The sequence below is a fragment of the Pedobacter sp. PF22-3 genome (assembly GCF_026239555.1).
In the GTDB taxonomy this organism is placed as follows: domain Bacteria; phylum Bacteroidota; class Bacteroidia; order Sphingobacteriales; family Sphingobacteriaceae; genus Pedobacter.
The window spans coordinates 253,766-274,738 of the sequence record NZ_JAPIVP010000006.1 but is presented as its reverse complement, the minus strand read 5'-3'; the positions used below and the strand labels follow the sequence as shown (position 1 = coordinate 274,738).

The following is a 20,973-nucleotide window of genomic DNA, read 5'->3' as shown; positions in this document are numbered from 1 at the left end:
CTCAAAAAGAAATACCTAATGCCAATATGTAACCTGGGATACCGCCGGGAGGGGATGTCATAACCATTTTTGTGCCCAAAATAGAATTTCGATCCCAGATCTGTTCAGAAATGCCATCCAAAATGAAATTGCAGCTATAAATATAATTATAGGGGGGATAAAATCAGGTGATATTCATTTTGTAAATTGCCAATATTCATAATTATAACAGACATGCGGATATTAGGAGCTATCGGGTGTAACGCAGCCGAGAACCACGAAGTGCTCAGCGAAGCTAAATCTGCCTAGATAGATCTCTCCATTCCACTGCGTTCCATCCGGTAGCTATCGGATCGAGATGACGGTATCTTCAGGCATAATTCCCTATAAATTGCCGAACCCAAGTAATTTAAACCCGATTGAAATGGAAAGCCCGCATCCCGATTTTTTCAATCGGGAGAGGACTTGTAATGAAAAGCGGGGTCAACCCCAACCGAAGCAATACTGCAATTGCTTTTCAAAAAAGTATAATGGTTCGTGCTAAAGGATTATGAATTTGACGACCAACATTAACTTAAAATTAACCATCTATTAACTCAACCAATTATCATAACATTAAGCCTCAAAACGCTTTATTTATTTAAAAATTATACTAACTTTGATGTTGGGCTTAGTAATTGTACTTTGTACACTAAGCAGGTTAAGAAATCAACAAAAAATTAAAATAAAAATGAGCATAATTGTTAATGTCCATGCGAGACAAATCCTTGATTCAAGAGGAAATCCAACAGTAGAAGTAGAAGTAGTAACAGAGGCAGGTGCATTTGGCCGTGCTGCAGTACCAAGTGGTGCATCTACCGGACAATATGAAGCTGTTGAATTACGCGATGGAGATAAATCTACATATTTAGGAAAAGGCGTTTTAAAAGCAGTAGAAAATGTAAATACCAAAATTGCTGATGCATTAAGAGGTATTGATGTTTTTGAACAAAACGCAATTGACAAACTTATGTTAGAACTTGATGGTACCGAAAACAAAGGTAACTTAGGCGCTAATGCTATTTTAGGTGTTTCTTTGGCTGTTGCAAAAGCTGCTGCTGATGAAATTGGCCAGCCGTTATACCGCTACATTGGCGGTGTTAATGCAAACACTTTACCTATCCCGATGATGAACATCATCAACGGCGGCTCTCACTCTGATGCACCTATCGCATTCCAGGAGTTTATGATTATGCCAGTTGGTGCGCCTTCTTTCTCTGAGGCTTTACGTTGGGGAACTGAAGTTTTCCATAGCTTGAAAAAAATTCTTCACGATAGAGGTTTATCTACTGCTGTAGGTGATGAAGGTGGTTTTGCACCAACTTTTGATGGTACTGAAGATGCGATCGAAACTGTATTAAAAGCAATTGAAACTGCTGGTTACAAACCAGGTTCACAAATCTGTTTGGCTTTAGACTGTGCTTCATCTGAGTTTTACAAAGATGGTAAATATGATTATACCAAATTTGAAGGTGCTACCGGTGTAATCCGTTCAAGCGAAGAGCAGGCACAATACTTAGCAGATTTATCAGCTAAATATCCAATCATTTCTATTGAAGATGGTATGGACGAAAATGACTGGACGGGCTGGAAAAGCTTAACTGATAAAATTGGTGAACATGTTCAATTGGTTGGTGATGATTTATTTGTAACTAACGTTACACGTTTACAACGTGGTATCGACGAGGCTACTGCTAACTCAATCCTGGTAAAAGTAAACCAGATCGGTTCGTTAACGGAAACCATTAATGCAGTTACTTTAGCTCAAAACAGTGGTTACACTTCGGTAATGAGTCACCGTTCTGGCGAAACTGAAGATGTTACAATTGCTGATTTAGCTGTAGCATTAAACTGCGGACAGATTAAAACCGGTTCTGCATCACGTTCAGACAGGATTGCAAAATACAATCAATTATTACGTATTGAAGAAGAATTGGGAGAAAACGCACGTTTCATCGGTTCGAAATTCAAATATGCTAAGAAATAAATCCCTAAATCTCCTAAAGGGGACTTACGGAAAGCTCAAAGCGCCTATAGGGCTTTGGGATGTTAACAAGTTGAAAAATTGAGTTGCGAAACATCCGGAGATTTTAAATCTTCGGATGTTTTTATTTTAATACTATATTTGTTTGTTGGATTTGGATTTTCTCAGATCTCACATCAAAAAACTCATATCAGGATATGAAACGTTTAATAGATCTTTTCCGCAATAAATATTTCCTTGCAACGGTTGCTTTTGCGATGTGGATGCTATTTTTCGACAAAAATGATATGATGTCGCAGTACGAATACCGCAGTCAGGCCAATAAACTGCAGGAAGAAAAAGAATATTTTGAGAAAGAAACCGCTCAGGTTAAAAAAGATTTAAACGAGCTGAATACCAATTTAAATACAGCCGAAAAATTTGCGCGCGAAAAATACTTCATGAAAAAAGATAATGAAGATGTTTTCGTAATTATCCAAGAAGAGAAGAAGGATTAATTTGTTTTTTGATTAGTGGCTGTAAACCTAAAGAAAATATAAATTATGAACACTGTTAAAAAGTTTAAGACATTTGAAGAATTGAAATCTTTTGAAAGTAAACCCGAAAAATATCCAGTAATTAAAAAAAAACATAATGAATTTGAAAAAGTCATTATGAATATCAGATCGATCAAAATTTTACAAGACAACCAGTTTACAGCCACAAAAAAATGATTAACAGTCTTAAAAACTGCTTGTTGACTATTTGCGGATTACTTGAAAAACACAAGGTACAATATATAATTATTGGAGGAACTGCTGTTGCATTGAACGGATATTACAGACTTACAATAAACAACGCAGGAGAACCAACTAATAAACCAGACATTGACATTTGGTATAATCCAAACTATAATAATTATTTCAATATATTAAAAGTTATAGAAGAACTGGGAGCAGATATTACAGATTTTAAAAATGAGCCAGATCCAAATCCACGCAAGTCTTTTTTCAAGTTAGATTTTAATGAATTTAGCCTCGATATATTACCAGAAATAAAAAGCAGCACGAAATTTCTTGCTGCAGACAGAACAAAAGAAACAGTTATATTCCAAGACGTTCCTATTCATTTCATGAACTATTCTAACTTAATTGAAGATAAAATAGCCACTGCCCGCAAGAAGGATTTACAAGACATAGCAGAACTAAAGAAAATTAAAGGCGAAGAATAATAAAAAACTTCATGTAAGAAATCATACCAATCAAAAATTACTCTGATGTTTTCGTGATTTTAAGGAAAAGAAAACGGTTTAGTTTGTTTACAGTTAATTGTTTAGCCATTTAATAATTCGCTATTCATAGTTGACCGATTTAAATAATTATACAGTTAACCCAAAATGCTCCACATCCTCTACATTATTGCCATAACTGCTGAGGCCATGACGGCAGCACTTTCAGCCGGCAGAAGAGATATGGATTGGGTTGGCGTTTGTATAATTGCCTGGGTTGCAGCCTTAGGTGGCGGAACGGTTAGAAATGTATTATTTGGCCATTACCCGATGAGTTGGGTAGAACATCCAGAATATTTAGTGATTACCGCGGTAGCCGCTTTGCTCGCTGCATTTATTGCCTCCATCATGACCAAACTAAAAAAGCTTTTTCTTTATCTTGATGCTTTGGGTTTAGTGGTATTTACGATTATAGGTTGTCAGGTAGCCCAACAGATCCATCTACCTCATTTAATAGTACTTTTTAGCGGAATGATTACCGGTTGTGCAGGTGGCGTACTCCGCGATGTACTCTGCAATGAGGTACCATTTCTTTTCAGAAAAGAGATTTACGCCAGTGCCGCCATTGTTACAGGCGCGATTTATATTGGAATAGAACATTTTCATGGTTCCGAAATGCTTGCAACGGTTCTGGCTGCCATAATAGGCCTAACATTGAGGTTGCTTTCCATTCGCTTCGCATGGCACATGCCGAAGTTTGTTTACCGGGATGAATGGCATTAGGTTAGTTTTTCCGTGGTGTCAGATGTTACCATCTGACACTATCAAAGTTAAAACACCTTCAATTATTTACAAGAAGATATCTATCAGTAATATGGTAACATCTGACTGCACATCCACCGCCCAGGACTATCAATCGAAAATATCTCTATAATCGGTGATGTTAATAGCATTCTCTAAATTACCTAAATAAAACGCAGCACTGCTGTATTTATAATTTTCAGGATATTCACTCAAATTCCAGTGAGATTGTAATGGATTTTGATGAATATACTCTAATTTAATTTCGAGAAGTTCTTTACTTCCAATCCAAACATCATCAAATCTATCTTCCCAAATTTTAAAAACCTGTTTATCATTTTCAATCCTGATCAGATTCAGTAGTAAACTTTGGGTAGATTCAAGATACTTGCGTACTTCAAAAGCACAAAACTTCTTTAAATCGCGCATGCTATCCGACAATTTATTTTCATTGTTAAAATGGAATAAAACATGAAAGTGATTAGGCATAATTACATATCCAAGAATTGAAATCTTATATTTTAAAGCGACAAAATTTAAACTATTGGCAATGATCAATTTACAAGAATCGCTTTCGATCAGCTTTAAATGTTTATAGCAACTGGTGGTAACGAAAAAACACTTTTTCTCCAAAAATGAACTTCTGTTTCTTAATCCCATAATAATTATACTTTAGTGGTGTCAGGTGTTATCACCTGACACTTATCGAAATAATCTAATGCCATCAGTTATTCACCAAAAGATAATCTATCAGTCAGATGGTAACATCTGACTGCACTAAAACATCTTACATTAATTAAAGTTCACCATTCCTTTTCCTTAAAAACCACTCTGTACCAAGCAAGATCATAATTAAACCAAACAACCATTTCATATTAATCAGCTCATCGTATTTGCGGTCTTCATAGCTGATGGTTTTGATGTTTTCATTTTTCAGGATTTCATCGGCTATTTTAAGCAGGTTATCAGGCATAAACAATCTACCATTGCTTTGTTTAGAGATGGTATTTAAAAGCTGGTGATTTGCAGTTGTTTGCTGATATTCTGCCATTAGCGCATTCACATAAAAACTTCCTGAAGCAGTAAATTTCTTTCCTCCTAAGTCGGTATTGGCTACATACGAATAATTACCTGCAGGCATTGTTCCGGCATCTAATTGATAGCTGGTTTCTGTTTTAGAGAAAGTATAATTGAACACCTTTCCAGCTTCATTTTTAACCTGCAGATTCACCTCAGGTTCGTTAACTGCCTGATAACTGTCGTTATAAAGGGTTGCATTAAACTGGATGCTTTCATTTTCATCATAAGCTGCCTTAGCCGTAAACACTTTAAACCTGCGTTTATCATCTTTAACAGAAAGGTATTGTACGGTTTTTGAAATCAGATCGTTTAAAACAGATTGCGGCGCTTCATTTTCAGCCTCTGCAAGTTTCCATCGCCACAACCCCTCTCCCATTAAATAACCGGTTTTTAAGCCGTTTTCATTTGCAAAAAACAGTAATGGTTGTTGCGTACTCACCTTACCAATGCGTTGGTTAAATACTGGAGTTGCTCCTGCATTTACGGTTAGCCTTCCAAAAGGACTGAGCAAGGGATCGAAAGACGAAAACTGTTTTTTATCTTCTTCCGTTAAATTGAAACTGGTAAAACCATTGGCAAAATCGGCATAAACTTCCTGAACAGAACCATTGGCAGAACTCAAATTTACCTGATTCTGCATCTGATTAAAAGCATTGATATTGCTCTGCGCCCCCAAAATATACCAGATCGGTTTCTTTAATCCAGTTAATTTCTTTAAAAAAACTGAAGAAATATTATGCACATCAGGCAATTGATACAAAATGATTAAATCGAATTTGGACGGATCTGTCGTGCTTAAATCATCAGCAAGGGCAACTTTAGCTTCGTAATGTTTATTGATCGAGATCGCCTCTTTTAACACGCCTAAATCGGGATGTGGCGCAACTGCAGCCAGTAACACTTTCTGTCTGCCATCAATCACCTCTATATAAAAAGTCTGAACGTTATTTCTGGTCGTAATTTCATTTCGTAAAGCCTCCAACTGAATGGTATACTGCTGAATACCGATTTTACCTGCATGAATTTTAACCGGGATCGTTTTATTGAAGGCACTTCCATTAATCAATATTTTCTGCTGTTCTATCTTCGCACCATTTTGGCTAACGGTTAACGAAGTACTTTCTCCATCGCTTTGAAAGGCCTGAACCTGAATTTCGACCGTAAAATCGTCATCCAGGTATACAATGTTATTGTAATTCACATTCGAGATCAATACATCGCGCTTCGGAACACTATCACCCAAGGCAATGGTATAAATTGGTGCATTGATCTGATTGACACTATATAAGGGGTTTCCGCCATGATTAAAAATTCCGTCGGTAGCTAAAACGATTGCTCCAACATTACGATTGGTATATTCATCTCTAATTTTCTGAAAAAATGCTGAGGCATCTGTTGATTTTCCCTGGTTTTTAAAGTCGAAACCGTCAGCCACCTGATCGCCAAAATGAAGTGCTTTTACTTCGTATTTGCCAGCCAGCTTATCCCGTAACTTTTCAAGGTTTTGTTCGTATAATTTTTGGTCGAAACCAGCTGCTTTAACCTGGCCGACTGATAGGGAATTATCTTGTCCGATGATAATTACAGGCTTATCTAAAGTATAATTTAAAGTTTTAATGAGTGGCGCAAATATGAACCATGCAATAGTTGTAACCACTACAATCCGCAATGCCGCTAAAGCATATTGAAGTTTTTTATCCAGATTTTTGTTACCTCGATAAAGCAACCAGGCATACAGCGTGCCTAAAGCCAAGCAGGCTAGAAAAGACAAAATAGAAGCACCCGAAAAAAAACCAGTCATAATTCATAAAGATGGTAATTTTAGGGAAATTTTCAAGCGCATTAACCGCAAAGTGCGCAAAGAATTTACGCAAATGCTAAAACGCAAATTTGTTTACCACAGAGAACACAAGGAATTTCACAACGCAGCACAGAGTTTTATGTTTGTAATTTGATACGCTGTGATCTCTGTATTAAAGAACCAAAAAATCTCTGTGACCTCTGTAGTTAATTACCTATTTTTAAACCAAATCAATCCTTAATGAAGTTAATCTGTTTAACATTTTTGCTATCCCTCAGCCTCATGGTCAATGCCCAAAATAATTTTAAAGCCACCCAGATTAAATTTGAAAGAGTAGAAAAGGCATACAATGAAAAATGGGAAACATTGAGAAAATTTATCCATGCTGGTAATTATGGTGATAAATTCTCTATGGTAATCAATGCGTATAAAACGGAGGGCAAACTTGAGGTGTGGTTAAAGAATAATTCGGCTAAAACCTATTCTTTATTCAGAACTTATGATTTTTGTGCGCATTCTGGTACCATTGGCCCAAAAGTGGTTGAAGGAGACGGTCAAACGCCCGAAGGTTTTTATTACATCAATGTTTTTAACCCAATGAGCAATTTCCATCTATCCTTAGGCGTAAACTACCCAAATACAGTTGATGATGTAAGAACCGGGAGAAACAGAAAACCTGGAAGTGATATTTACATCCATGGCAATTGTGTAACCGTAGGTTGTATTCCATTAACCGATGAAAAAATTAAAGAAGTATATATTTTGGGAGTTGAAGCCAGAAATGCTGGTCAGGAAAAGATTCCGGTTAACATCTATCCTTTCAAAATGATGGACGGAAATATGAAGAAATATAGTGCTCAATTCCCTGCGCAGGCCAGTTTTTGGAAATCGTTACAAGTAGGATATTTAGCTTTTGAAAAGAATAAAACCCAGCCGAATGTGAGTGAGGTTAAAGGGAAATATGTTGTAAAATAGTTAAAAAGTTGAAAAGGTGCAATGTTCTGCTCGCAAAACCTTGCAACCTTCCAATAATCGCTATTTCTTTTTAGTCTTCTGTTTTCTTTGATAAAAAAGCAAACCGGTAAAAGGAACCCCAAAAAGAAGTATGACATCAATAGCACAAGCACAGAAATTGAACCAATGGCGTGTAGTAGGTTCAGGAAACCGCTTTCCGCCTAAATATTCATAAAAAACAAAAGGGAAACCAATCACATTATTACCATCGGCTGCACTATTGAGTGCGGCGGTAATACCGAGTATTACAATCAAAGTACAGGCACTAATCAGAATTATTTTACTTAGGGTCATGGTTATCTTAAATAAAAAAATCTGCCAGAAAACTCAGTTACTGGCAGATTTTCGCTTTTATCTTTGGTCTTTAAGCTTTTTGCTTAATTACAGCATTCCGCCGCAAACAGACAATGTTTGTCCGGTTACGTACGCGCTCATATCAGAGGCTAAAAACACACAAACATTAGCAATATCTTCCGTTTCGCCGGCACGTTTTAATGGAATATCTTTTTCCCAGCCTTCAACTACTTTCGGATCAAGAATATCTGTCATTTCGGTACGGATAAAACCTGGTGCAACCACATTGGCGCGGATATTTCTCGAACCTAATTCTTTTGCAATTGATTTGGTAAAACCGATGATTCCTGCTTTAGAAGCTGCATAATTGGCCTGACCAGCGTTACCTGTAGTGCCTACAATGGAGCCCATATTGATAAAAACACCTTTGCGGGCTTTCATCATTATTTTAGAAGACGCCTTGGTTACGTTGAAGATTGATTTTAAGTTAATATTAATCACATCATCCCAGTTTTCTTCGCTCATACGCATCAATAAACCATCTTTAGTAATGCCCGCATTATTCACTACGATATCAATTGTTCCAAACTCAGCAACGATATCATTGATTAACTGTTCTGCCTCAGCAAATTTAGAAGCATCAGAACGGTAACCTTTAACCTTTGTTCCGAAGCTTTGCAATTCCTGCTCTAAAGCCTCACCTTTTTCTACTGATGATAAATAGGTGAATGCTACATTAGCGCCCTGCTCAGCAAATTTCTCCGCTATTTTACGGCCGATTCCTTTAGATGCACCTGTAACTAAGGCTGTTTTTCCTTCTAGTAATTTCATTATGAAATGTTGTAAAGTTGAAATATTTTAATGTTGTAAAGTTATAATTTATAGCGACAAAAGATTATGCTCTTTTCTGGCTAAGCTGGAAAATGTTCCCTTCAATATCCTCTCCATCACAAAAAAGGTAATCAATATTTTCAAAAGACTTAACATCTTTCATTTTAACACCTTTTTCCAGGAGCTTTTTTCTGAAATCTTCAATATCTTCATCTATACTGAACACCAATTTAGTATTACTTTCTGCTTTAAAAGGAATTTCATTTTTGAATGATTCTCCAATTCTATGGAATGCAATTTCAATCGAACCTGAATTGAAAACTAACCATTCGCCTTCAATTTCCTCAATTAAAGGAAGATTAAAAATGGATTGATAAAATACTTTTAGCGCATTAATATCATCCCCAAATAAAATTATTCTACTGAGTTTCATATTTATTTATTACAAGATTTATTATACGGCTGGTTCTTGTTGACTTAAACAGTGAAAGCTTCCCAATCCCCAGATAATATCAACAGAATTAATACCTACTACCTTACGATCAGGAAAACAGCCCTGTATAATATCTAAAGCTTTTTGATCGTTCACGTCATCAAAAACCGGAACAATTACCGCTTTATTAGCAATGTAAAAATTCGCGTAAGATGCTGGCAAACGCGTATCATCGTAAATAACCGGCGAAGGCATAGGCAATTCAACAATGTTTAATGGCCGGCCATCTTTCAATTTCATTTCTTTTAAAGTTGCTAAGTTTTCTTGTAACAGCACATAGTTTTCATCCAAAGGATTACTTTCTACAACAGTTAAAACTGTATCCTCATTTACAAAACGCGTAATATCGTCAATGTGTCCATCGGTATCATCGCCAACAATCCCATCGCCCAACCACAATACCTGATCCTGACCATAATATTCAAGCAGGTATTTTTCAATCTGTTCTTTGCTTAGGTGCGGGTTTCTATTCTCATTTAACAAACAAGCTGTGGTGGTTAAAACCGTACCTGCGCCATTAAACTCTACCGAACCACCTTCCATTACAATATCAGGATTGAACAATGGTAAATCAAAATATTTAGCAATTTTAGTTGGTACAACATCATCGAGATCAAATGGCGGATATTTTCCGCCCCAGGCATTGTAACCCCAATCTACAACAGCTTTTTCATTTCCCTTTAGCAAAAATGCAGGACCATGATCACGGCACCAGGCATCATTGGTTTCATTGAAATAAAACTCAACCTGGTTTAAATCGGCATCTACTTTTTGAAGTTCTGCAACGGCAAAAGCTTTCATTTCTTCGTCTTTTACGTTGATCCGAACTTTCTCGCCCTCAGCTACCGCTTTAATAAACTGGCAATATGGAGCGTAAATAGTTTCGATCTTACCCGGCCAACTAGCTTCTTTGTGCGGCCAACTTAACCAGGTTGCTTCATGTTTTGCCCATTCGGCAGGAAAAGCATAACCTTGCTGCTTTGGCGAATAATTGAACTGATTGATATTTAAATCTTTTTTAGGAGGAAAGTTTGACATCTAATTTTAATTTATAAATGAATGGTCCGTGAGGACACGAACCATGGATTTGGATGGTCGTCATCTCGATCCGATAGCTATCGGATGAAGCGCAGCGCAATGGAGAGATCTATTGATAAAATAACCGAAGATTAGATTTCTCGACTCCGTTGCACTCTGCTCGAAATGACGATTTTTGGAGATTTAATAAAATAAACTATCATCCATAGTTTTTCGCTTTAAGCTTGGGTCTTTACCCTTTCCGCTTAATCCCCATCAATATACCTCTTTGTAATCGGTTGATAAGAATCGATTCTTCTGTCTCTTAAAAAAGGCCAGTGTTTACGGAAGAAATCAGATTCTGATAAATCCAGTTCAACTACTTCAGTTTCCTCTAAATCGTGCGAGCCTAGGTAAAGCAATTTGCCCTGTGCATTGGTAGCGAAACTTCCGCCCCAGAATTTCATGGCACCATCTTGCTCAAAGCCAACACGGTTAACGCTTACTACAGGCACACCGTTTGCCACTGCATGTGAGCGTTGAATGGTTTGCCACGCATTGTATTGATCCTGGTTGGTTTCTTCATCCTGATCTGTAGCCCAGCCAATTGCAGTTGGATAAAACATAATATCAGCACCCATTAAGGCCGTAATACGAGAAGCTTCAGGATACCATTGGTCCCAACAGATCAAAATACCGATTTTAGCAAACTTGGTTTCGAAAACTTTATAACCTAAATCGCCCGGTGTAAAGTAGAATTTTTCGTAAAAAGCAGGATCGTCAGGAATATGCATTTTGCGATATTTACCTAAATATGAACCATCAGCATCTAAAACAGCAGTGGTATTATGATACAATCCTTCAGCACGTTTCTCAAACAAAGAAGCGATAATTACCACACCCAATTCTTTGGCTACCACCTGCAAAGCATCCGTAGAAGGACCAGGAATAGCTTCTGCCAGGTCAAAATTATCGTAGTCTTCAACATCGCAGAAATATAAAGAAGTAAAAAGCTCCTGCAAACATACAATCTGCGCACCTTTTGCGGCGGCTTCTCTTACTTTAACAATTGCTTTATCTAAATTTTCCTGCTTATCTTTAGTACAACTCATTTGCACTAAGCCAACTTTTACTTTCTTCATTTCTTAAAATTATTGGATGAGAGAATGGTAGAATGAATGAATTTCACATCATTCCATCATTAAAAATTCAGTCATTCTAAATTAGGTTGCAAAGTTACTATTTTGTTTAAAAGTAGAACGGCATAAAATTGTAAATGTTACTTTAAATCAGTTTCAATGTTTGTGCTTAAAATATTGACTTTTTTAAAGATCAGTGATTAGAACAACAGAAATGCTGCAAAGCATTCCCTTTATATCCTGAAACACTTTGCAAAATATTTAAATATTTTAGTACTATGCAACTTATTAGCCTTCTTCTCCTCCGTTTTTCATTTTCATTAAAATTGCATAAGCATTTTTTGTTACAACATTACCTGGTTTTTTATTGGTTTTAATTTCTATAAATCCATCTAACGCTGCCCCGATTTCTACAGGGATCAATTTGTATAGCTTATTGCCAACTTCTTCAAAAATGTAATATTTATTTTCCCATTTAACAACCGCATCCTCTGGTAAGGCATCAACATTTGTAGCGCCAATAGAAATCGCTGCATTTAAAAATGTACCCGGCAACAATTTATTATCCGAATTTTGGATATCGCAATGAACACTTGTAGTACGGTCATTTTCTATATTAGGGGTAATCAAATGTACTTTCGCTATGTATTTTTTTTCTGGATTTGCAGTACTGTTGCAGATCACCTCCTGACCCAACTTTAAACTGGCAGCATCTCTTTCAAATACGGTGAGGTTTGCATGCAATTCTCCAGGGCTGATTAATTCAAACAAAATATCGGTTGCATTAACAAATTTACCGGTGTTGACGTTAACCTTGGTTACATAACCACTAATCGGCGAATAAACTTTGATATTCCGGGTTATTGAATTTTCACTTAAAGTTTCAGGATTTATACCAATCAGCCTCAGTTTCTGCGCGAGTGCTTTGACCAAAACTTTTTGGTTATTATAATCACTCTCTGTTTGCTGGAAGATTTTATCACTTGTTGCTTTTGTTTGATTCAATCCTTTTTGTCTTGTATAATCTGCGGCTAAAAACTTTAACCTGTTCACCGAAGTTAAATAATCTTGCTGAAGCTGAATATATTGTTGATCCTCAACAGTAGCCAAGACTGCTCCTTTTTTCACAAGCATTCCGGGCATAATAATCATTTTCTTAATATAACCGCCCATAGGCACACTTACAGAATAGGTGTTTTCTGGTGGCACATCTACAACTCCGTTAACATTAATGGTGCTGTGCATCGCCTTTTGCTCTATTTTACCAATTAAAATTCCAGCATTCTTTATTTGTTCATCTGTAAGTTGCACCTCATCTGTATTTACAGTTGCGGGTTTTTCTGACCGAACAGCTTCTTTTTTATCTTTACTATTGCAAGCCATCAAAAGCGACAAGCAAACTAATCCTGCTAATATTTGAGTTTTCATTTTATCTTATTTATCTGTGGCAGTTATACGTTCAATTTCAAAAGCAGCTTCGTTAAATTGCTGCACTTTATCATAATATTCTACTTTAAGCTGTATAGACTGGTTAACCAGGAGCACCCAATCCAGGTAGGCAATTTCGCCCGCATTAAGTTTATCAGATGCTGTTTTAACAATATCACCGGCATTTCTCAATGCAACTTTCTGGTATGATTGGATCAGTTTTTCAAGCCGGGTATAACGTTCAACGGCACTTGTTAAGTTATTATCCAGCGTTTTTTTAGTCAGCGCCAATTCTTTTTCCCGCTGTTGTATTAAAATACCATTGGCTTTAATACGAGAATTTTGTGCGCCGAAAAAAATCGGAATTCCAACACCAACACTAACAGAAGAAAACCTTTTGCTTTTGTCAAAATACTGCTCAGTGCCGATACTATTGGTTTGCCAACCAATGATACTCGAGTTGTTGTAACCGAAACTTAGGGTTGGCATCAATTTACTTTTTTCGAGCGCCTTTTGTTGTCTTGCCAACACCAATTGTTCTTCCCCCAATTTTAGCAAGGGGTGGTTAATTTGTTCCTGCTTAAATAAAACTTCAGCGGCGTAAAGCAAACTATCAGCCCTTGGCTGCAGGTTTTCATCCGTATTTAATAAAAACTTAAACCTGTTTTGCATCAGTATATCATCTGTTTTCAGTATTTCGAGTTGATTGCTGATTTGCTGCTTTTGATTTTCTGCAGTACGAAGTTCCAGCAAATCCACATCGCCTGATTTAAACCGCTGAGTCGATTTATCCAGAAATGCACTGTAAACGCTATCGGCCCAAAGCAACAGTTTCTTTTTTTCATTTATCAGTAACAGATTATAGTATGCTGATTTAACTTCGGTTTTCAAATCGAGCTGACGGGCATCAACTTCAATCTCGCTGATGCGCAAATTTGTTTTATGGGTAGCAAATTGCCTTGCATAAACGGTTGGAAAATCAAGCGTTTGTAGCACAGAAAATTTATTATCATTCGCCAAACTATTGAATTTGCCATAATCGAAACTGATTGCTGTTTTTGGTGCGTCAAAACTGCTTTTGGTGATTTGCCGGTAATATTGAGCATTAGTTTTCGCAATCTGCAACGAGATGTTGTTTTTAACCGCAGTATCTAATGCTGCTTTTAAACCAATTGGCTTTTGAGCATTGGTATTTAAAGTACCAAAAAGTACGATTATTAAAATAACAGCTGGTTTAATTTTCGGTTTAAAATACGAGAAGCCCTTTTCAAATAATATATATAACATGGGTAATACAAATAATGTTAATAATGTGGATATTAATAAGCCACCAATAACCACAGTTGCAAGCGGTTTTTGAACTGCGCCACCTGCCCCGGTACTAATGGCCATCGGGATAAAACCTAATGATGGGACTAATGCAGTCATTAAAACGGCACGAAGTTTCGATTTTGTAGCATGGATTACGATGCGTTTTACATCCGTCCAACCCTCTTTTTTTAACCGGTTAAATTCTGAAACCAGTAAAATCCCATTCAATACCGCTACTCCGAAAAGGGCAATAAAACCAACGCCTGCGGAGATACTGAATGGAAGGTCCCTGATCCACAGGGCAAATATGCCACCTGTTGCAGAAAGCGGAATGGCGGTATAAATTAAAAGTCCCTGTTTAACTGAACTGAAGGCAAAGTACAGGAGTAAGAAAATGAGGAGTAATGCAATCGGCACCACAATGGCCAAGCGTGATTTTGCTGCCGTCATGTTTTCGAAAGAGCCGCCATAAGAGATGGTGTAACCCTTAGATAAGTTAAGTTTTGCCCCTGCTTTCTGCTGTAATTCTTCTACAATAGACTGCACATCTCTATCCTTAACATTAAAACCAACGATTATCCTGCGTTTGGTATCTTCTCTTTGAATTTGATTAACCCCTTCCACCTCTTCGATATTGGCAACCATGCTTAAAGGCACCTGATTGCCTGACTTGGTTAAAACCATCAGATTTTCTACGTCTTTGATATTTTTTCTGGCTGCTTCATCGAGGCGAACCACCATATCAAAACGTTTTTCACCTTCATAAACCTGACCAGCCACCTGACCTGCGAAAGCGGTATTCACCACGCGGTTAACATCACCTACATTGATGCCATATTTAGCCATTCCATCGCGGTTGTATTTGATTACTACCTGCGGCATTCCTGTAACTTGTTCCTCGTAAACATTAATTGCGCCTTTAACGGTGCCAATTATAGCACCTAAACGTTTGGCGTAACCCGCCAGCGAATCCAGGTCTTCCCCAAATATTTTACACACGACATCTTGCCTCGCACCAGTCATCAGCTCGTTAAACCGCATTTGTACCGGAAATTGAAAACCTACCGTAATGCCAGGAATGACTTCAACGGCTTTGGTCATTTTAGCGCTCAACTCTGGAAATGAGCTGGCAGAAGTCCACTCTTTTTTAGGTTTTAAAATCACCATCATATCACCTGCTTCAAAAGGCATTGGATCTGTCGGCACTTCGGCACTCCCTATTTTAGTTACTATTTTTTGTACTTCAGGAAACTTATCCAGTAGAATTTTAGCAGCTTTTTGCGTAGTTTCGATCGTATTGTTGAGGTTACTTCCTGTAAGTAAACGGGTTTCCACGGCAAAATCTCCTTCCTCTAATTGTGGAATAAACTCTCCACCCAGCGTGCCCATAATAAAAATGGATATTGCAAATAAGGAAAGTGTAAGCACCAGAATAGTTTTTGGAAAACGGAGTACTTTACTTAAGATTGGCTGGTACTTTCTTTCTATCCACGCCATCAGCTTATCGGTCAGGTTTTTCTTATGACTGATGGTTTTGTTCAGACATAAAGCCGACATCATGGGCACATAGGTAATGGATAAGAGAAAGGCCCCAAGAATAGCAAAAGCAATGGTCCAGGCCATGGGTTTAAACATTTTACCTTCAATACCTTCTAATGATAAGATGGGCAGGTAAACAATAAGAATAATAATCTGGCTAAAAACCGCCGATTTAATCATCGATCCTGTTGATTTTTCTACTTCATCGTCCATCTGGTTCTGATCTATCTTTCCGATAGCCCTAAAATGCTTACTGTGCGAGAAGCGGTGAAGAATGGCCTCTACCACAATTACAGAACCATCTACAATTAAACCAAAATCTATAGCCCCAAGCGACATCAAGTTTCCACCAACTCCAAACTTATTCATCAATATTATGGCGAAAAGCATGGATAATGGAATTACAGAAGATACAATCAAACCTGCACGAAGGTTCCCCAGGAAAAACACCAGTACAAAAATGACAATGAGTGCACCTTCCATTAAGTTGGTTTCTACCGTACTGATGGCGTTATCAACCATCTTTGTTCTATCAAGAAAAGGTTCTATAACCACGCCATCAGGAACCATGGTTTGAATTTTCGCAATTTTATCTTTTACCCGTTTTACTACAACAGAAGAATTTTCACCCTTTAACATCATTACCACAGCACCTGCAACCTCACCTTGGGCATTGTAGGTCATGGCGCCATAACGTATTGCTGAGCCATATTGAACTTTGGCAACCTGACCCATTAAAACTGGCATACCATTATCAAGGGTTTTCACCACAATTTTTTCGATATCGGCCAAATTGGTTGTTAATCCTTCACTCCGGATGTATAAAACAGTTGGTCCTTTTTCAATGTATGCGCCGCCCGTGTTTTCATTATTTTTTTCCAGGGCATCGAATATTTCAGCAATGGTAAGTCCATATGCTTTAAGCTGATCTTGCCGCACAGCAACTTCATACTGTTTCAACCTACCACCAAAACTTGATACCTCGGCTACTCCGGGCGTACCCAAAAGCTGTCTTCTCACTATCCAATCCTGAATGGTGCGCAATTCCTGCTCATTAAATTTTCCTTCATAGCCTTTTTTTGGTCGAACTACATATTGATATATTTCACCCAAACCAGTAGAAACGGGTGCCATTTCAGGAGAACCTATTCCTTGTGGAATTTCTTGCTGTACCTGCTGCAAGCGTTCGGCAATCTGTTGCCTGGCCCAATAAACATCGGTTTCCTCATTGAAAACAATGGTAACCAAAGAAAGTCCGAAACGTGAAAAACTCCGGATTTGCTTAAGCCCAGAAATACTGCTACAGGCCTGTTCAATAGGAAACGTAATGAGACGCTCAATATCTGGAGCGCCCAAAGATGGAGAAACGGTAATCACCTGCACCTGATTGTCGGTAATATCAGGAAGTGCATCTATTGGTAACTTGGTAACCTCGTAAGTACCCCACCCAATAAGTGAGCATACGAACAAAGCAATGATTAGTTTATTCCGGATGGAAAAACCAATAATTTTATTTAACATAATAGCTTAAATTAAAATAACAGATGTATTCAGAATCCATTAGAAAATGGTTCTGAAAAGATTTGAATAAGAAATTTTAAGCTATTGAAATGGGTGGACGGAATAAGCTTCCGAAATCAGGATTACTGTAACAGTTAGTATAATCGAAAGATTTTCTGATATAAATATTTAAACATACAGCTTTCAACAAAATAAATTTTTCCTCTGGTACACCTACTGAAATAATATGATGTCCATCAATTTTTTTGAAGGGAAGTTTCATGTCTTCTTCATCATCATTGTCATCCAAATCCTGGCCCAGGTAATGCATTTCAAGAAAATCGATGAAACTGATTTCCGCATTTAGCTGATGATGTTGTAAAAAGTGAAGAACAAGTTGAGGCGCTTTTATAACTTCACGAACGGAGGTGTTAAAAATGAGTACCGGGAAAAGTAGCAGAAGGACAACTTTATTCACTCGGCAAAGATAGTAAAGCATCAAAATAATTCAAACCTTCAGACTTATTATGTCTGTTACTTTACCAATTGCTTAAAAAAATTAAAAACTAAAACCAGCCAGATCGAATACCAGAAGTAAAAATGGTATTAAAAAAAAGTACAAATAAAGAAAGCGGATGAACATTGGAGCTGTTCATCCGCTAACTTAAATGGTTTAAGGATTAATATTATCCTTTTTAGGTTTTGGTTTTGTTTCTACAATCTCCGCTACGGCTACCACTTCTTTACGTGCTTGAGGATCCATTAGTTCCATTAACTTCAGGCCCAGCAGGCCATCCATAGCTGAACCGCCGTGATTACCTCCACTACCGCCAATCAATACATCAGGAATAAGTTTCACATTACCTTTTGATAACTCCTCGGTAATTTTATAACGGGTAAAGTTTTCGCCACCCAAAGCTTTAACAGCAAGTTCATAGGCTTCGGCGGTTGATTTACCTACCGCTAAAATTTTACCTGCTTCAGCACTACCGGTTAACGAAATCTGTTCTGCCTCTGCTGACGCTCTTAATTTAATCGCCTCCGAATCTGCCTGGGCCCTTGCCTTGGTGGCTTCTGCCTCTGCATGCGCACGCATTTTGGTAGCCTCAGCCTCTGCTCCTACAGCAAGTTTTACCCCAGCGGCATCACCTTCCGATTTTTTTACGGTTGCACTTGCGGTACGTTCGGCAATCTCTACACTTTGTTGTGCCTTTACAATATCTTTCTGCATATCGGCAATCGCGGTTTCTTTCTCCATCCCCTGGCGGGTTTCCTGTGCCTGCTTTTGGGTTTCGTAAGTAACCTTTTGCTCTTCTGCAATTTTACGATCGGTTAAAGTTTTCATTAACGATTCTGGTGGAACGATATCACCAATCAGCGTATCAACTGCATTAACATTATATTCATCAAGCACTTTACGGATATGCTCTTTTGCCGATTCCTGGCGTTCTTTACGGGTGCTCAGGAAAGCAATTACATCGCTGCCCTGTGCAGAGTTACGGAAATAGTTACCTATGGTAGGCTCCAACACCTGCGAAACCAGATTCACCATATTTCCAAAACGGGCAATTACTTTTGGCGCTTCGGTTGTGGGTACATGGATAATCTGCGCCACATCCAGATTAAAAGGGAAACCATCTCTTGAACGTACGGTAATAGTCGACAGATTTTTATCCAGGTTATGCGCTTCACTACGTGCCGATGCCCAATTGAGTACCAAATTGGTGGTGGGTACCAGTTCTACTTTCATAATGTATTTGTTAATCGGATACTTACCTGGACCAAGTGGCTCTAACCAAACGCCTTTAGATCCTTTGGCCACAATATTACCATGTTTAAAATCAACACCAGTTAAATCATCACCTTCCTTACCAATAAATGAAATCACCACGCCAACATAACCGATGGCAATTTCGGTCATGGGTATTTCTTCCAGCTGTATAGCCCATGGATTTAAATTGTACGAACCAGCCAGAATTACCTGTGGTTGTAAACCCCGGTTACCGCCATGTTTTACAAAGGCATCAAAATCCTGAAAATTATTATGGCCTTCTACCAGTTTACCTGCAATCTGATTGGCTTCGATCGGTAAACCATCCAGCGTAGTCACAATCCCTACCATACTTTCCTGAATCCGGATCATATCGGTAACCGAAACCTGAAACAACATGGTGTTGATCCGGTATGAGCCAGAAGTGATATAAGCCGTTTGCCTACCTCGCTGTCCGCCGTTTTCTAGGAACTTCACCGCGTCCTGAAAATTATCAGACTCTACTCTCTGTCCAAGGATGTTCCCTGTTGGAATTTCCGAACCATCCTTCGCCATAATGAGTCCGATTTTCCCTTCAGGAATAATGGTAAATTGTTCCATGGTTACGCTGTACTGCCAAAACCACATCCCGAAATACAACCCAGGTGCTAAGGTTTTACCCTGAAAACCAGCTTCGCCTCTAATGGCGATAATACGTCCGTCGGGCAGTTCTCGATCGGAGCCCAGGAGCACGAATTTTTTAGTAATCAACCCAATCCTGTCTTCGGGTACGATGACCATCCCGAATAAGAAACGTAAAATATATTTGTATAAAACGATGCACAACAGTGCCACTAAAACCCACCAATAATTAGAAATGAGCGCTTCCATAATGTTCTATATTTTTCTTTTTTTTAAGGCCTGATAAACCATTTATCAAGCACGATATAGATATCAAATGATATGCTTTGTTACCAGATTTAACAGTTATTTTTAAATTATTTTTGATCGGATTTAAGGCCAAAAAGAAGCATGGAGACGAACGATTTCAGGAATACCAACTGCAGATGACATTTTTACGATTTACTTAACCAATCGCTTATAATAAGTCAAAAATGATCTTTTCCTTTCGGCGTAATAGCTGTAAAAATTTTAATTGTACTTTTAACAATTATAAAGAAAAACCTGTCCTTTTTTAGACCTATGGAATTGACCTGATCTGGGGACAATCATTGCAAAAAAATAAACATTGCGATGGAACTTAAATATTAGCAATAGGATGAATAGATTTGGCTGGTAGCCGTATATCTTGGAGTCTGTCAGAAAGATTACACGCCTATTTCTTCTCTGTATTCCTGTTGCAGTTCGAACAGGCATTTTGCACAGAGGCAGCCATCGTAGAGTTCGGAGATGTATTGTACTTCGTTAATGCTGAGTTGCACCACGCTACACTGGCATTTGGTATATGAATTTGCCTTGCACTCAATAGCGGTTCCACATCTTTCGCAGGGAATGATTTCGTGTTTGCTATGTTTTAAGGTAGTGTTCATTTGTTCACTGGTTATTAGTTCAATCGTATTTGGTGCTTTAGAAACTAATGTACCAATGGCTAATGAACTACTGAACCAACACAAAAGTAAGCACAAAAAATAAGGTTTTGAGCGTTTGCCCAAAACCTTACGATATGATTAGATTCGTCATCCTGAATTTATTTCAGGATCTGCCTGATAGATGCTGAAACAAGTTCAGCATGACGGCTACTCCTA

17 protein-coding genes are annotated in these 20,973 nt (G+C 37.9%); 5 read left to right on the top strand and 12 right to left on the bottom strand.

Annotated elements, in window-relative coordinates; genetic code table 11:
- The first annotated feature begins 709 nt into the window (after nt 1–709).
- From eno to OQX63_RS10680, 4 genes are all read left to right on the top strand, one after another.
- A complete protein-coding gene (gene eno, locus OQX63_RS10695) occupies nt 710–2,005 on the top strand; it encodes a phosphopyruvate hydratase (protein ID WP_265850862.1) in 1,296 nt (431 codons plus the stop codon).
- Nucleotides 2,006–2,199: 194 nt separating this feature from the next.
- Nucleotides 2,200–2,499 (top strand): FtsB family cell division protein, encoded by a 300-nt coding sequence (locus tag OQX63_RS10690; RefSeq protein ID WP_025145767.1) that lies wholly within the window; start codon nt 2,200–2,202, stop codon nt 2,497–2,499.
- A 212-nt stretch (nt 2,500–2,711) separates the two neighbouring features.
- The gene (locus OQX63_RS10685; RefSeq protein ID WP_265850861.1) at nt 2,712–3,212 is read left to right on the top strand and encodes a hypothetical protein; all 501 of its coding nucleotides are present in this window, start codon (nt 2,712–2,714) and stop codon (nt 3,210–3,212) included.
- Between the two features lie 165 nt (nt 3,213–3,377).
- A complete protein-coding gene (locus OQX63_RS10680; RefSeq protein ID WP_265850860.1) occupies nt 3,378–3,992 on the top strand; it encodes a trimeric intracellular cation channel family protein in 615 nt (204 codons plus the stop codon).
- Nucleotides 3,993–4,121: 129 nt separating this feature from the next.
- On the opposite strand, the gene OQX63_RS10675 is transcribed toward OQX63_RS10680, so the two are convergent.
- Nucleotides 4,122–4,670, bottom strand: coding sequence for an REP-associated tyrosine transposase (locus tag OQX63_RS10675; protein ID WP_265850859.1), 549 nt, complete (start codon nt 4,668–4,670; stop codon nt 4,122–4,124).
- 136 nt (nt 4,671–4,806) lie between these two features.
- Nucleotides 4,807–6,891 carry a hypothetical protein gene (locus OQX63_RS10670; RefSeq protein WP_265850858.1) on the bottom strand — a complete coding sequence of 695 codons (2,085 nt, stop codon included), beginning with the start codon at nt 6,889–6,891 and terminating at the stop codon, nt 4,807–4,809.
- A 240-nt stretch (nt 6,892–7,131) separates the two neighbouring features.
- Between OQX63_RS10670 and OQX63_RS10665 the strand changes: the two genes are divergently transcribed.
- Complete coding sequence (locus OQX63_RS10665) at nt 7,132–7,866, top strand: L,D-transpeptidase family protein (RefSeq protein WP_265850857.1); 735 nt, start codon at nt 7,132–7,134, stop codon at nt 7,864–7,866.
- Nucleotides 7,867–7,926: 60 nt separating this feature from the next.
- Here OQX63_RS10665 and OQX63_RS10660 read toward each other — a convergent pair whose 3' ends face one another.
- From OQX63_RS10660 to OQX63_RS10615, 10 genes are all read right to left on the bottom strand, one after another.
- Nucleotides 7,927–8,199: a hypothetical protein gene (locus tag OQX63_RS10660; RefSeq protein WP_265850856.1), complete on the bottom strand. Its 273-nt coding sequence runs from the start codon at nt 8,197–8,199 to the stop codon at nt 7,927–7,929.
- 87 nt (nt 8,200–8,286) lie between these two features.
- The gene (gene fabG / locus OQX63_RS10655) at nt 8,287–9,030 is read right to left on the bottom strand and encodes a 3-oxoacyl-[acyl-carrier-protein] reductase (RefSeq protein WP_265850855.1); all 744 of its coding nucleotides are present in this window, start codon (nt 9,028–9,030) and stop codon (nt 8,287–8,289) included.
- A 64-nt stretch (nt 9,031–9,094) separates the two neighbouring features.
- A complete protein-coding gene (locus tag OQX63_RS10650; RefSeq protein WP_265850854.1) occupies nt 9,095–9,463 on the bottom strand; it encodes a VOC family protein in 369 nt (122 codons plus the stop codon).
- A 21-nt stretch (nt 9,464–9,484) separates the two neighbouring features.
- A complete protein-coding gene (locus OQX63_RS10645) occupies nt 9,485–10,561 on the bottom strand; it encodes an agmatine deiminase family protein (protein ID WP_265850853.1) in 1,077 nt (358 codons plus the stop codon).
- A gap of 245 nt (nt 10,562–10,806) precedes the next feature.
- Complete coding sequence (locus OQX63_RS10640; protein ID WP_265850852.1) at nt 10,807–11,682, bottom strand: carbon-nitrogen hydrolase; 876 nt, start codon at nt 11,680–11,682, stop codon at nt 10,807–10,809.
- Nucleotides 11,683–11,967: 285 nt separating this feature from the next.
- On the bottom strand, nt 11,968–13,107 hold the full coding sequence (locus OQX63_RS10635; protein WP_265850851.1) for an efflux RND transporter periplasmic adaptor subunit: 1,140 nt from the start codon (nt 13,105–13,107) through the stop codon (nt 11,968–11,970).
- A gap of 6 nt (nt 13,108–13,113) precedes the next feature.
- Nucleotides 13,114–17,478 carry a CusA/CzcA family heavy metal efflux RND transporter gene (locus tag OQX63_RS10630; protein WP_265850850.1) on the bottom strand — a complete coding sequence of 1,455 codons (4,365 nt, stop codon included), beginning with the start codon at nt 17,476–17,478 and terminating at the stop codon, nt 13,114–13,116.
- A 76-nt stretch (nt 17,479–17,554) separates the two neighbouring features.
- Entirely contained in the window at nt 17,555–17,935 is a 381-nt protein-coding gene (locus OQX63_RS10625) for a hypothetical protein (protein ID WP_265850849.1), read from the bottom strand.
- Nucleotides 17,936–18,130: 195 nt separating this feature from the next.
- Nucleotides 18,131–20,098: an SPFH domain-containing protein gene (locus OQX63_RS10620; protein WP_265850848.1), complete on the bottom strand. Its 1,968-nt coding sequence runs from the start codon at nt 20,096–20,098 to the stop codon at nt 18,131–18,133.
- A 437-nt stretch (nt 20,099–20,535) separates the two neighbouring features.
- Nucleotides 20,536–20,757 carry a cysteine-rich CWC family protein gene (locus tag OQX63_RS10615; RefSeq protein WP_265850847.1) on the bottom strand — a complete coding sequence of 74 codons (222 nt, stop codon included), beginning with the start codon at nt 20,755–20,757 and terminating at the stop codon, nt 20,536–20,538.
- Between the last annotated feature and the right edge of the window lie 216 nt (nt 20,758–20,973).

What these genes read in the sequence shown, in the direction of transcription:
- OQX63_RS10620 (WP_265850848.1), bottom strand. Translation starts at nt 20,098, where the DNA reads ATGGAAGCGCTCATTTCTAATTATTGGTGGGTTTTAGTGGCACTGTTG.
- eno (WP_265850862.1), top strand. Translation starts at nt 710, where the DNA reads ATGAGCATAATTGTTAATGTCCATGCGAGACAAATCCTTGATTCAAGA.
- OQX63_RS10690 (WP_025145767.1), top strand. Translation starts at nt 2,200, where the DNA reads ATGAAACGTTTAATAGATCTTTTCCGCAATAAATATTTCCTTGCAACG.
- OQX63_RS10680 (WP_265850860.1), top strand. Translation starts at nt 3,378, where the DNA reads ATGCTCCACATCCTCTACATTATTGCCATAACTGCTGAGGCCATGACG.
- OQX63_RS10685 (WP_265850861.1), top strand. Translation starts at nt 2,712, where the DNA reads ATGATTAACAGTCTTAAAAACTGCTTGTTGACTATTTGCGGATTACTT.
- OQX63_RS10675 (WP_265850859.1), bottom strand. Translation starts at nt 4,670, where the DNA reads ATGGGATTAAGAAACAGAAGTTCATTTTTGGAGAAAAAGTGTTTTTTC.
- OQX63_RS10645 (WP_265850853.1), bottom strand. Translation starts at nt 10,561, where the DNA reads ATGTCAAACTTTCCTCCTAAAAAAGATTTAAATATCAATCAGTTCAAT.
- OQX63_RS10660 (WP_265850856.1), bottom strand. Translation starts at nt 8,199, where the DNA reads ATGACCCTAAGTAAAATAATTCTGATTAGTGCCTGTACTTTGATTGTA.
- OQX63_RS10670 (WP_265850858.1), bottom strand. Translation starts at nt 6,891, where the DNA reads ATGACTGGTTTTTTTTCGGGTGCTTCTATTTTGTCTTTTCTAGCCTGC.
- OQX63_RS10635 (WP_265850851.1), bottom strand. Translation starts at nt 13,107, where the DNA reads ATGAAAACTCAAATATTAGCAGGATTAGTTTGCTTGTCGCTTTTGATG.
- OQX63_RS10640 (WP_265850852.1), bottom strand. Translation starts at nt 11,682, where the DNA reads ATGAAGAAAGTAAAAGTTGGCTTAGTGCAAATGAGTTGTACTAAAGAT.
- OQX63_RS10665 (WP_265850857.1), top strand. Translation starts at nt 7,132, where the DNA reads ATGAAGTTAATCTGTTTAACATTTTTGCTATCCCTCAGCCTCATGGTC.
- OQX63_RS10650 (WP_265850854.1), bottom strand. Translation starts at nt 9,463, where the DNA reads ATGAAACTCAGTAGAATAATTTTATTTGGGGATGATATTAATGCGCTA.
- OQX63_RS10615 (WP_265850847.1), bottom strand. Translation starts at nt 20,757, where the DNA reads ATGAACACTACCTTAAAACATAGCAAACACGAAATCATTCCCTGCGAA.
- fabG (WP_265850855.1), bottom strand. Translation starts at nt 9,030, where the DNA reads ATGAAATTACTAGAAGGAAAAACAGCCTTAGTTACAGGTGCATCTAAA.
- OQX63_RS10630 (WP_265850850.1), bottom strand. Translation starts at nt 17,478, where the DNA reads ATGTTAAATAAAATTATTGGTTTTTCCATCCGGAATAAACTAATCATT.